Below are 14,735 nucleotides of genomic sequence, written 5' to 3' on the forward strand. Positions count from 1 at the left end.
ATACATCAATCCAAACTTAGTTTTGAGACGATATGTTTCATTTTATTCTCCTTTTTCTCATTAATTTTTAAGACGATAATCATACGTAAGAAGTAAAAGATTTATTCTTTGATTATGAAGGAAATTAGTTTGAGCTACTTTAGCTTACTTTTATTGTTTACTTCATTGTTAATTATTGCTAATAGTAATTAGCTAGATTACTATAGAGCGAGCTATTTAGGAAATTCTATTATTAATTGCTGTGTTTCTGAAAATTTGCTTTGATATGTTAACTTTGTATTTACCAGAAACTACTGATCTATTGATTGTGTTTTAGGTAAAGCAAAACCATCATTTTCAATACTATGAAGATCAATCAATGTAGATCGATTTAAAAAATCATCCCATTTGGTGAAATGTTTGAATATGAATTAGTTAACAATTATAATAATATCTAAGACTATTATTCCAGTTTTAGGACCCAGAAGTTGTCATCTCCCGTTGCTCCCTCTCCTTGTCCGGAAATATTAGTATACCAACTACCAGCAACAATATATCCTCCATCTTGTGATTGTTCTACTGAATATGGTATGTCATCACCAATACCACCTATATTTTTTTGCCATAAAACTTCACCGTTGGATCCCATTTTAAGAATTAAGAAGTCAAATGCGCCACTATTTTGTGTAACATCAATATCACTTGAACGAGATCCTCCGATGGCAATATAGCCCCCGTCTACTGTTTGTTTCACTTCATTTAAGCCGTCAACATCACTTCCTCCAAACACTTTTTTCCATGTTATATCACCTTCATTATTAGTTTTAATGACTATGGCATCTAAACTACCATTATTTGCCCCAATATCACCATCGCCCGATCTAGAGTATCCTGAGATAATATATCCATTATCTGAGGTTTCTGAAACAGAAGCGATTTCTTCATTTTCTGTTCCAACATAGAACTTTTCCCATTGTAAAACTCCATCATAATTTAATTTAAAGATCCACATATTTCTTTTGTCCTTTGATGATTCGCTAAAACCTCCAATAATATATCCAAGATCAGTTGTTTCATCGATTGACATTGCAATATCTCTCATTTCATACCCTAAATTTTGTTGCCAAAGTAATTCGCCTTCATTAGATAATTTCACAACCCATGCATCTGATTGCCCAAGCACATTGAAATTATCAGAACTAGTATAACCAACGGCAATAAATGAACCGTCGGAGGTTTCTATGATTGATTCTAGAATATCATCCTTTGAACCTCCGATGCTTGTACTCCATATAATATTCCCTCCGCTATCAAGTTTAAAAACTAAAAAATCACGCATACCGTTGTTGGTCGAAACATCACCACCAACTGAGCTTGAAAACGCCCCAACAATAATACCGCCGTCTTTTGTTTCTTTTATGTCATGAATTACATCCTGATCTGAACCTCCAAAACTTTTTTCCCAAATTAATTTTCCTGAATAATCCAGTTTTACAATCCAACAATCGGTTCCTCCCATATTCGAAGAAATATCTCCGTCTACAGAGTCTGTGGAACCAGCGACAAGATATCCTAAATCGTTTGTTTGAATTACTGCGTACGCAACATCTGTATTGGATCCTCCCAATGATTTTTGCCAGGAGATTTGTACATCATCACTAGTATTTGTTATGGTAGTAAATGAAAAGTTACGTTCTGTAATTCCGTTTCTCTCATCGTTTGCTATAACACGCCCAGTGTAGCTTGTCTCATGAGCTAATTTTTCAATTAAGAATTCAGTAGTTTTTAAACCAGAGGAAATTTCGTTGCCATTAAAATATATTGAATATGATACAATATCTCCATCAGGATCAATTGAATCAGACCAAGTAAGCAGCGCACTAGAACTGGTAATATTTGTAACATTTATCGTAAAGTTCCCTGGATTTTGATTAGTAGTTGTAATGTCATTACTAATTTCACTACTACAGCCAAACATCAATGCTGTAATCAAAATATATACATTAAATAATTTATACATTTTTTATTTACAAAGGTATGTTTGAATTGATCGATAAATATCCAAAAGTATTGATAGTCAAAATATTCGGACATATTAGGTGGTTTTTCTGTAAATGCTTGGTGAAATTCCTACCATTTTTTTAAATGCACTATAAAATGTAGATTTTGAGTTAAACCCAGACTCGAGACCAATACTAATAACAGTATAGTTTAAAAAACGATTATTAGTAAGTTTTAACTTTGCATCTTCAACTCTAAAAGAATTAATATAATCTGCAAAATTTTTTCCAGTTATGGTGTTTATAAGTTGAGATAGATAATTCCCGCTTATTTTGAGTTGATTAGCTATATTTATTAAACTGATATTTGGGTCTCTAAATATTTTTTCTTTTGTCATTAGTATTTCTAACTTTTTAAAATACTTATTATCTCCAGTTATATTAATTGAGCTTTTTTGATTTATAACTTGTTTTAATTTAAGTTCAGTTAATTTGGCAATTAAGTGAAACAAGTATACATGATTATCAGTAAAAAAAGCTTTTTGGGAGTGTTCAGAGTCTAACACACCAATAATATTATTATCAATATAAATAGGAACAGTTAATTCTGATTTTCTTTTTAGATCATCTTTAATATAAATATTGGAAAGAGTAACATCATCAATACGGTTATATTTACCTGTTTTTGCTGTTTTTCCTACATAGCCGTTACCTACTTTAATTTTTAAAGGACTTATAATTTTCTTTTTGCAATCGGTTTTGTTCCCATATGCAGCTTTTTGGACTAAATATTTTTTTTCTCTATCCAGCATATAAATAACACAATCTTCCAGATTTAAATATGAAATACAATTTTCAGTAATATCCCAGAGGACTTCACTTATAGTATTTTTATCATATAGTGATGTTGCAAAGTAGCTTAAAATAGTTAGTGTTTCTAATGGATTAGTTAATAGTAGTTCCTCATTAAATTCCGAAAGTGAATTTTTAAGAAAATATGGAATATTTTCCAAAGAATAACTAAATTTTTGAGCCTTGTGTGTTGTGTCCATTTTATTTATTTTTTATTGTAGTATTTCATATGTGAATATTTATACTCAATTAAATGTGTGTTGCTTTTATAAAAAGCAATTTAGTACTGTAAACAAAATAAGTCTTGGAGGCTAGTTACTTATTCTTGGATATTTGTTACTTGTTTTAAATAAAATGTTATTCTTAAGGTTTTAGAAATAATTTTTTCTGAATTCAGAGGGTGATTTTTTGAATTCTTCCTTGAAAACCCGAGTAAAGTAAGCTGGGTCTTTGAAGCCAACCTGGTATGCAATTTCTGATATCGTATATTTATGATTGTGGAGTAATTCTTTACTTTTTTGTAAACGAATTCTTCTAATAAATTTGTTGGGAGGTAGTCCAGTTAGATTTTTTATTTTTCGAAATAAATGAATTCTACTTATGTTTAATTTTTCGGCGAAATCAGGAACTCCAAATTCATCATTATCCAATTCCTTATGAATTATTTGAATTGCTTTCGACATAAACGAATCGATTTTTTTATTTTTAGATAAAGATGTTATTTCTTCGTTTTTATATTTTTTCTGTAGCTTTTTTCTGGAGTTGATTATATTCTCAATACGAAGTATCAGTGTTTCTCTATTAAATGGTTTTATAATATAATCTTCAGCACCTGTTTTTAATCCTTTCAATTTACTTTCTCGACTCGATTTAGAAGTTAGAAATATTAGAGGAATATGATTAGTAACCTCGTTTTCTTGTATTTTTTTACTCAGTTCTATTCCATCTAATTCAGGCATCATTATGTCAGATAATATTAAATCTGGTAAATGTTTTTTACATAAATCCCAAGCAATTTTCCCATTAGCTGCTTTAAGTAGATTATATTTACTTGATAAGCAAAAGTTCATATAATCCATAACTTCTTCGTTATCTTCAGCAATTAGAATGATGGGACGTTGATCATTCTCATCAAAAACGAAATCGTGATTACTAAAATTTGCTTTAGGTTTTGGTAGTTCAAATGGTGCTATTATGGAAATAGTTGTTCCTTTGTGTTTTTTGCTTTTTACACGAATAGTACCTTTCAAAAGATTCACTAGTTCCTTAGTTAAAGTGAGTCCTAATCCAACACCCTGTTTATTTAAAGGTTTTTCTTTACTAAAGGGATTAAACAGTTGAGAAAGAAACTTTTCATTCATGCCAATTCCATTATCACGTACTTTAATTTCTAGATTTTGTGATTGCTCTAGGACACTTACAGAAACATCTATTTTTCCATTTATTCTATTGTATTTAATAGAATTAGAGATAAGATTAGATATAATTTTCCTCCATTTATCCTCATCAAATAACAACTCTTTTTTTGCGTGTGAACTTTTAAAATTTATACAAATTCCTTTCTCAACGGCCATAGAGTTAAATGAATTACACAGGTATTTAGCAAAAGCAATGAAATCACCTTGATTAAGTTGAACATCTAATTTATTATCCTGCATTTGAGCAATTTCGAGTATCTTTTGAACCTGGTTTGATAAATGATGGGTTTGATTTTCAATTTGAGTAAGATGTTTACTTGTTTTAGATTTTTGAGAATGATTTTGATCGCTTTTTATTTGATCAGTTGCTCCCAAAATTATAGTAAGAGGAGTTCTAAATTCGTGTGCAATTTGATTAAACCAACGTGTTTTTGCTTTCGATAAATTCGATATAAATTCCTTTTCGGTTTTTGCTATTTTATTTTTCACTTGGATTTTATAAAAGGCGAAAATCGATAATCCAATAAGTAAAGTATAAATTAAATATGCTATATCTGTTTTATACCAAGATGGGATTACGGTGATGCTAATCGGATTATAAGTTCCAATAAGTTGATCGTTATAAGTTGCTTTTATTTCCAAATTATAGTTTCCTTTAGGAATAGAGGATAGGGTAATTTCACCAATATCTTGAGGAGGAAGCCAATTTTTGTGTAAACCATTTAGCTTAAAATGATACTTAATTTTTTGTTGGTTTTCGAAAGATATAGTTTGAAATTTAAAACGAATACTTTGATCTTTTGGTTCAATGAATAAAGTATTTTTATAGGTCTTATTTTGTTTTGGAAATTTATAAACTAAATTGGTATCTCTTCTAAATTTAGTAAGAGATTCCCAAATTATAGATCTTGATTTAGCTGTATTTGAGATAAGGTTTTTTGGATTGAAAAATTGCAGTCCTCCTTCACTTCCAAGCCAAATATTACCATTGCTATCCATGAGTTTAGAACTAATTAACATTGAATTATTATATAAACCATCCGAAGCCATAAAACTTTCGAATTTTTCAGAATTAATATCAAAAGATAAAATACCGTGACTTACCGTACTTAACCATAATCTTCCATTTTTATCGCTTAGTACAGATAGAATTTTATCATTTGGCATATATTCATTCCTTATATATCTTTTGAATGTATTGTTTTTCTTATCCATTTTATTGAGTCCACCATCCGTACCAATCCATATCGTGCCATTCTCGTCCTGTTCAATAGATTGTATCAAATTAGAGCTGATAGAGTTATGATTATTAGGATTATGGGTATGAGATATAAAGGAAAAATTGCTAGATGCGTTTAATTTACTCAGATTTGAAATCTGAAGTAATCCTGAACTTATTGTTGCTAACCATAAATTATCGCTATTATCTTTAAAAATATCTATAATTCCAATGTTCTTTTTAAATACTTTTATTTCAAAAGCAGTTCCTTTTTTAGGATTATAAACTACTAGTTTGTCCCATTGTGAAATCCATAAACGTTGGTTTCTATCTTCAATAATTTTCCAGCAAGCATCTTTTTGTAAATTTATAGTGGCAAGAGACACCGACTCGATATTATTTTGATTAGGGTTTATTTTGAGTAGTGATGTATTATTCTTTGCATTTTTACCGACAGTGTATAAAAAGTTGTCACTTGCTACATATAGAGATTTTACATTATTGGAATTTATTTTTTTAGGTTTTGCAACTGTTTTTTTTCTCCATTTATAAATTCCATCTGGTAGAGCAAACCAAAAATGATTTTTAGATTCAGCAATCTCTCTTATTTGACCTACTTTTTGTAAGATTGGATGTCTGAATTGCTTATGTTTAATTAAATGAAAAACCCCCAGATTCGTGCCAAACCAATAATTTCCTTCATTATCTTCTAGCATACAATTAATTCTGATATTACTTGGTGCATTTTTAAGTATATTTTTTAATCGTACAATTTCAAATGAAGAAAAGTCTGAAGTATATTTATAAATTGAGTCACCAGCGTTAATCCAAAAATTTCCTTTAGTATCTCTATATATGAATGGGATATCGGAAAAAACTGAAGAAAAATTAGTTTTAAAATCTAGAAATGTTTGTTGTAATTTTCCATTTTGGATGGATGAAATAAATAGATTATTTTCTGAATATATAAGGGTGCTGTCTTTAGATATTGCGAATAAATTCAGAAGGCTTTCATTATGCGACAGTTTTATTTCAGTAGTTTTTTTTTCTATAACTTTTAATAATTTGGAAGGAGATGTTGATTCATCATTAGGAGTATCAAATTGAGTACTAAGAATCAATTTTGTAGTATCGTCTGCAATACTGATGTTCAATGTCATGTTATCTGAAATCTGTTCGATTTTTTGAAGCTCGATGTCATAGGTATACGCTGATGTTGCTGACGAAATCCATAGTTTTTTTTGATCAGGAGTTATTTTAAAAACAGAAGATAAGTCGATATTTTCCTCGTTGTACTTTACTGGTAAGCTTGAAAAAATTTCAGTATATGGGTTTAATACATTTATTCCTGCACCTAATGTTCCTAAATAAATTAAGTTGTTATTTAGTTGGGTAATTGTTCTTACCCAATTGGCTTGTAGTGCTGTTGAATCTCCAGGTACATATGTGAATTTTTTAAATTGGTTCCCATTAAAGCGGTTTAATCCATATTGGGTACCTAACCAAATAAAACCGTCTTTATCTTGATATAAATCAGAAATCCAATTATTGGATAGTCCACTTTCAATTGTGTAGTGTTTTACATCAAAGGATGAGATATTTTGAGCAGCAAGAGAAAGAGAAAAAATTATAAACCAAATATTTAATAAATAAAAAATATTTTTAAAACTCATTTAATATGAATATAATTGGTTACACTAAGATACTAAAAAACGTTTTTTAAGGTGCTATATCTATAGAAGATATAGCGTTCTTATGTAACTAACAACTTACATACCAGTCTTTAAGTCAAAGTAAATACGTATCAAATACAATGTGTTAATATAAAACATGATGTACTAATGTCTATTGAAGTTTTAGTACAAAAAAACACCCCTCAATACGAGAGGCGTTTTATTTACTTACTTTTTAATAATTTTTTTAACTGTAGATTTTCCGTTAATTGTTATGCGAACAAAATAGATTCCGTTGGTCAATTGATGTTGAATTTCGTTAAGTTTAAATTCATGTATTCCTGAATCAATTTTGGTATGGATTAAAGTTTTGGAAGTGCCATAAACACTAATTACTTCAATTTTTAAATCTGTTTTACTATTCGAATTACCAATTCTTACTTTGGAATTATCATTAATTGAGTTGGGATAAATTGATATTAGATCTGGGAGACTGGAATTACTAGAGATTGAATTTACGCTGGCTTGTAAATTATCTGGATCAGAATCATACCAGGTTCCATTATAAAACCAACCTTCAGAACATCTCTTTAAATCAAGCGTTTGAGAGTTTCCATTATTGCTGAATATAATATTTGAGCAATCGGTATTATTGAAAGTGTATTTGTACCAACCATTACTTTGTAACGTCATAGTTTCACCTGGCCAAGTTGTGGTTAGGTTGGAAGGTGAAACATTCCAAAAGTATATTTCAGGATCACTGTAAGAATCAGATTTGAAATAGATGTTTAAGTCGTTTCCAGTAGGTTGTTCTTCTGGATTGGAGTCATACCAAGTTCCATTGAAATACCAACCATCTCCGCATCGTTGTAAATCATCAGTTTGATTATTTCCGTTACTACTAAAAATCAAATTGGTACAATTCACATTGCTGAACGTGTAGGAGAACCAGCCATTGCCAATATCAGTCATATTTTCACCAGGCCAAGATGTTGTAGTAGTTTCAGGACTTGTATTCCAGTAATATATGTTAGGATTCGAAATGTTTCCTTTGTAATAAATTATTATACTATCAACCGAATCTGGATCTGGATCATCAGGTGTTGTATTATCTCTTGGATCTGTATCAAACCATTGGTTATCTTGAAACCATCCATCTTGAGTCCTAACTAAATCATCAGTTTTTGCATTACCATTATCATTAAATAGTAAGTTTGTACTTGTTACTCCGTTGAATACATATTCATACCAATCTGTATTTCCAATTTGATTCATTTCTGGACCAGGCCAATTGCTAGTAGGTAAAACATCTGGAGATTCATTCCAATAATGAATATTTACTTGCGACCAAGAAGCAGGTTTTTTAAAGTATACATGTAATCCTTGAACTGGTCCGATAGCAAAGTTTTGTGTTATAATATCTGAGGCTATTCCATTACTGTCAAATGCAATTGCTTTTATGGTAGAAGAATTATTGACAGTAAAAGAACTGGTATAACGATTACTAGATTGATTTGGATTGGAATTATCAGTAGTATAGAAAATTTCTAAGCTTCCAGAGCCACCAAAAGCTTCCATTGATACTTGTATTGGATTTTCGGATTGAGTTGTATTTGAATTAATAGTTACAATAGGTTTACTAGGTCCATTAACACAGGTTTCAAAATATCCACCACCACATGGTCCAATTAGCCCTGGTCCGTCTAAAACATAAACTCCAGCAGAACCAGAAGTAACTGAAAAATTGATTCTACCTCCAGAAGCAAAAGTTTCTCTTCCAGTTACAGCATCTCTATACACGCCATCAGTAACTCCAGATATAGAAAATGATGCACTGCCATCTTTGGCTAATCCAACAACAACTTCACTGTTTCCATGAACTCTTTTATAAGAAACAGCATTTCCTGGAGCTTCTTTCCATTCCCAACTTCCTTTTTGTAAAGCGGGGACAGCGCGTCGCATTGCATTTAATTTTTTTATTTGTTGATAGATTTTATGACTTGGAGCCTGATTCATAACATCGCCATAATAAGCTCTACCAGTATTGTCAATGGATTCTTGAATTCCAGCAGCATTATGAATATCTGCATATTCACCCGCTTTAAAGCGCATTTCAGTTCCGTAATATACTGTTGGAATTCCGCGCCAAGTGAACATAAAGTTCATGCATGCCGCTAAGTTCTCGTCGCTTCCTCCATAGCGTCGGTTCCAGTCGTTATTTGGGCCAAAGTCATGGTTGTCTAACCACGTAATTAATGTAGAAGGATCACTGTATAAATGATCGTAACGGGCGGCTGCTTTTACTGTTGGAAATGATTGACCTTCTTCAAAAGTTCCATGAAAAGTAGCCTCTCCGTAAAAATCAATTACGGCTAAATCCAATGGAGCAGAATTATTTACTGCACCACGCCAAGTGTAATAATGAGGATTGGTTTCCTCAACTGGGTGAAGTTCATGTCGCTTTTGAGCAACTTCTCCGAAAATAAAAAGATTTGGATTGATAGCTTTGAATGCGTCAAAGAAATAAAGTACATCCTCTTTGCTCATATGTTTTAGTGTGTCCCAGCGAAAAGCATCTACTCCCATTTCGATATATTTGCGATATGCTTCCACTAAATATTCTCTAACTTTTGGGTTACTTGTATTTAAATCTGGAGTGTCCCCGGCAAGAGCTCGATTATGTAAGTTTTCAATATCATCAAAACCTTGAGCAAATCCATTACCTGAATGATGATACCAATCAGGATCACTTGTGTCCACATAACTTTCTTTTCCTGGGAAATTGTAAGCTGCTAAATTTTGATTATAAGGTGCTGGCATTTTTGCCAAGTTTGCTCTACTCCAAATTAATCCGTCATCTGGGTTTGGTGTAATTCCATCGTATTCCCAATTAGGATTATCAACTGCAGCCCATGGTTTAGTCGGATCGGTGTTGTACTTAATTTCTGCAACATCTTTAATGCCAAATCGTCCTGCATGGTTGGTTACAACATCTAGCACGATTTTCATTCCTCTAGCGTGAACTTCATTGATTAAATCTTGGAAAGTTGCACTAGGTGATTCCAACCTTGGATCAACACGAGTAAAATCCCAAGCATGATACCCATGATAATCTAAAGGACTTCTGTTATGAACAATAGGCGTAATCCAAATTGCCGTAAAGCCCATGTCTTTTATGTAATCTAATTTTTGAATTAAACCTTTAAAATCGCCTCTCCAGGTTACATCATTAGGATTTGTAATACTTGGATTGATATCGGGATCTTCATTATATGAAGACCACTCATTGGGAGCATTATTATTTGGGTCTCCATCATTGAATCTACTTGTAAGTAGAAAGTAAATTGTTTCTTCTCTAAAATCGTTTTGAGAGAAAAGATAGTCGTAAGTTAACATGGTAGTAAAAAGTACCACAAAACTTAGTCTTAAGAAATAAGTTTTCATTAATAATAGGTGAGTTATTGATTAATATGAGGTTGATAAAAATGTAAACAATGGAGTTTCCAATATTACATTGTTCTCGAATTTACCTATTATTATTCTCGAAATTTACAGAGGTTTCAGCCGAAATCGATTTCGTGTTGATAAGTTTTCCAAGTAGTTTAATAATGGCTAGAACTAACTCACTCAAATAAATTCTGTATGGCTAATGGATATGTAAAATGTAGATTATTATTGTATTAAGGTTATTTTACTATTTTTCCTTAATGTCCAATCGTAACTTAGATAATATATAGTGGCGTTATCATTTACTTTTGTGTTGAAATATTTATTAATATAATCTACTGATGACTGTATGGATGTAAAATCTTCCTGATACCATTCGAATATTTTGGATACTTTAATATTGTTCAATGAAATTTGTTTTTATATGAGTCATTTATGAATTCTTTCATTAATTTTCCAGTTTTACTTTTATATTTCAGCAGTGAAAGCAAAGCTTGGGAATTTTGGTCGAGATATCTAACCAGTATTAATACCAACATGAATTCTTGGATCATCATGCCACTTTTTTAAAATTTTATGTTTTATGTAGTCTAATGAATACGTTTTCTTACCAAATTTTGCAAAAAGAATTTTCCATGCATTTTTTCCTTTAATTTTGATATCAGTAAGTTTTTTTTTAAAAAGGTAACTATCAATTAGTAACTTAATAGAATAAGTATTATAAGATTCATCTAAAATGCTTTAGCTCTTTTTGAAGACCATTTTTTACTGGGAATAGTTTCGTTTAGCTAATTTAAATAGATATCATGAATAGCTTTATTTGTGTCCAATCCTTTCTAATCCAATTTTCCATCAAGAAGATTAATATATATTTTGAAGAGCCTCTAGAATTCCATAATATTTTGTTGGAATACTTATGTTTAACAAAACGACTAATAATTTTTAATTTACTTCTATTTTTATTCTCATCAGAATTTTTATGAATTGATTTTAAAATGATTACAGTTTTTGTAAAAAATTGAATAAAATCTAACTTTTTTTGAAATATCTAAATAAATTCTTTGGATTGAATGCATTTCTATAGATGTATTGTTAAAGGTTTTTAAACTAAATCTTTTGAAAAATTATTATATAATAAGTATCCGTTTCTAAAATTATCAAGCAGTTTGATAAACATCTCTATGTTAATGTCTGCATTGATTCAATAATTTTCATCCCTAGGTTTATCTAAATTGGACGTGTTGAAGAAGTCAGTTAAACCATTATTCCACAGATTGGTTTTGGCATACTGATCCATTTCATTCTAGAAACTCTTTTATGCTCTTCATATTGAAAATTTATATTTATGGTCTGTTGAATATTAATTATTGACAAATTAAATTGCAGGTAATTATTATCTCCGTTTTAATTAAAAAATGGTCAAACCCAGTGTTTATAACTACGGAGTTGCACTAATTTTTTTAGAAGATATTTATCTTATTGGTAGTTAAGATGTGAAATAAATATTTTTTTAACATTTAGTTTGTGTTTTGGTTTTCTTATTGATAGTTTTGTGACAATTAATTAACCAAAAACCCTTCTAAAATGAAAAATCAATTTTTCAAGATGGCTACTTATGCCGTCATGGTTTTGTGTTGTACAAGTATAACAGCACAAAAAAAGTTTAAAATTGGAGATGAGTATGATACGAAAATTAGTCTTTTAGAGACGTATCAAAACTTTGCTAAAATTGCAAACCAAAAACTATCTCAACCTCAATTAGTATTTAAGAAAGAATTTTATTCAAAAAGTTCTACGTATGTTAAGTTATATTTTGAAAAATTTGACTTAGCTCCAGGCGATTTTGTTGAAATTATTGGTGCCAATACAAAAGAGAAAATCGTTTATGGTGGTCAAGGTAAGATTGTAGATTCTGATATGACTATGATTAGTAGTTTCTGGTCTCAAGTAATTTTTGACGATAAAGTGGAAATTAGATTATATTCTAAAGGAAAACCAGGATATCATAATGGATTCGAAATTTCAAAGGTGGCTTATGGATTTACGAAAGAGAAAATCTTAAAACAATTTGCTAAAAATGATGGACAACAAAGATCAATTTGTTCTAGTGATAATAAGGAGAGAATAGCTTGTTATGAGGGAACGGAAATGTATGAAAAAGCAAAGGCCGTATGTCGATTAATTATCGGTGGTACTTCTAGTTGTACAGGCTGGTTGTTAGGTAGCGAAGGTCACTTAATGACAAATAATCACTGTATCGGATCAGTTTCAGCGGCTCAAAATACAGATTATGTTTTTAATTATCAGCAAGCGAGCTGTACTGGTAGTGCGAATGCTACAAGCGATGTTGTTGCTTCTTCAGCAACTTTTATCAAAACCAATTCAAGTCTAGATTATACGTTAGTAAAATTACCTTCTAATCCAACAAATACTTATGGTTATTTAAGTTTAAGTTCTGCTGTAACAGCGGCAGGAGACAGAATTTATATTCCTCAGCATCCAGGTGGAAGAAGAAAAGAAATCTCTGTTAAAACTGATGTGGATGCAACTTCAGGAGGTTTTTCGAGAGTATTTCAAAGTTCATCAGGTTTTGGACAGCAAGTTCGTTACTATGCAGATACGGAAGGAGGAAGTTCTGGTTCACCAGTCTTGGATTTTAATTCAAATTTAGTTGTAGCGATACACAATACGGGTGGATGTCCGAATGGTTCATATGGTAGAAGTGATAATTTAATCGCTGCCATTGGTAATGATATGCCAGCCGATGGTGTTGATGGAAATGGAGGAGGAAATCCTGATCCGGATCCGGACCCAAGTTGTTCTTCAACAGTAAGTTCATTTCCTTACAGTGAAAGTTTTGAAGCTAATGTTGGATGGACGCAAGTTACAGGTGATGACGGAAACTGGGTAAGAGATGCTTCAGGTACACCATCTTCAGGTACAGGTCCTAGCTCTGGTGCAAATGGTTCGTATTATATGTTTTTAGAGGCTTCTACAAACGGAAGTACAGGACAGATAGGTTCAAATGCTACAGCAATTTTACAAAGTCCATGTTTTAATTTGTCAGGTTTGTCTTCTGCAACATTTGCATTTAGTAACCATATGTACGGAACTGCAGTTGGTTCTTTAAGCTTGGAAGCTTCAACTAATGGTACAACTTGGGCTAGTCTTTGGAGTGATTCAGGTAACAACGGAAATCAGTGGAATTCAGTAACTGTTAACTTAAGTGCTTACGTTGGGCAAAGTGAATTAAGATTACGTTTTGTTGGAACTACAGGACCTAGTTGGTCTAGTGATATCGCAATTGATAATTTATCATTAACTTCTGGTGGAGGAGGAACACCGTCTTGTCCAACATTAGATTTCAATGATTTTAATATAACATCATTTTCTAATCAGGATGCCTCAGGAAACTTTTCAATCGGTAATGGTGGTAATTCTTTGACGTTAACAAATAATACTTGGAAATATCTTCCAATGGATTATACAGTTACGGCAAACACTGTTATTGAATTTGAATTTAGAAGTACTTCACAAGGAGAAATTCATGGAGTTGGTTTTGAAAATGATAATAGTTTAACTTCGAGTAGATATTTTAAAGTTCATGGAACGCAAAATTATGGTGTAACGAACTATGATAATTATACAAGTGGAACTGTTAAATATACTATTCCAGTAGGAAGTTCATATACTGGAAGTATGAACAGATTAGTATTCATTAATGATAATGATGCTGGTTCTGGAAATAATTCTACGTTCTCAAATGTTAGAATATATGAAGGTTCTTGTGAAAGTTCTAATGTTGTTGTAACTGAAGTTTTTGAAACAAGAGTTGATATTATTGGTGATGAGGATGAAGGAGTGTTTACAAACGTAAGAGTTGCTCCGAACCCAATTAGAAAAGGAACATTATTAAAACTTGTGGGTCCAGCCGAAAGTTTGAAAGATGCAAATTATTCTGTTGTAAACGTGTTAGGACAAGTTGTAAAAAGAGGGAATGTAAATGAAACTAAAACTATTAGTATAGATAAGTTTACTTCAGGAATTTACATCTTGAGATTGGAAAATAAGTTTACACAAGCTAGTCAAAGATTTATAATCGAATAATTATAGTTGTGTCATTTAAATAGTTAAATGAATTAATTAG

Annotated in this window: 5 protein-coding genes; 1 reads left to right on the top strand and 4 read right to left on the bottom strand. The window is 31.1% G+C overall.

The window, feature by feature from the left end; genetic code table 11:
- Positions 1-442 precede the first annotated feature (442 nt).
- From BTO06_RS18175 to BTO06_RS18190, 4 genes are all read right to left on the bottom strand, one after another.
- The gene (locus tag BTO06_RS18175) at positions 443-1,999 is read right to left on the bottom strand and encodes a fibronectin type III domain-containing protein (RefSeq protein ID WP_100926658.1); all 1,557 of its coding nucleotides are present in this window, start codon (positions 1,997-1,999) and stop codon (positions 443-445) included.
- 75 nt (positions 2,000-2,074) lie between these two features.
- Positions 2,075-3,031 (bottom strand): helix-turn-helix domain-containing protein, encoded by a 957-nt coding sequence (locus tag BTO06_RS18180; RefSeq protein WP_100926659.1) that lies wholly within the window; start codon positions 3,029-3,031, stop codon positions 2,075-2,077.
- A gap of 171 nt (positions 3,032-3,202) precedes the next feature.
- A complete protein-coding gene (locus BTO06_RS18185) occupies positions 3,203-7,141 on the bottom strand; it encodes a hybrid sensor histidine kinase/response regulator transcription factor (protein WP_100926660.1) in 3,939 nt (1,312 codons plus the stop codon).
- Between the two features lie 228 nt (positions 7,142-7,369).
- Positions 7,370-10,585 (bottom strand): starch-binding protein, encoded by a 3,216-nt coding sequence (locus BTO06_RS18190; protein WP_100926661.1) that lies wholly within the window; start codon positions 10,583-10,585, stop codon positions 7,370-7,372.
- A gap of 1,587 nt (positions 10,586-12,172) precedes the next feature.
- Between BTO06_RS18190 and BTO06_RS18200 the strand changes: the two genes are divergently transcribed.
- Positions 12,173-14,695: a trypsin-like peptidase domain-containing protein gene (locus BTO06_RS18200; protein WP_100926662.1), complete on the top strand. Its 2,523-nt coding sequence runs from the start codon at positions 12,173-12,175 to the stop codon at positions 14,693-14,695.
- The last annotated feature ends 40 nt before the right edge of the window (positions 14,696-14,735 follow it).

Source organism: Tenacibaculum sp. SZ-18 (assembly GCF_002813915.1).
GTDB lineage: Bacteria > Bacteroidota > Bacteroidia > Flavobacteriales > Flavobacteriaceae > Polaribacter.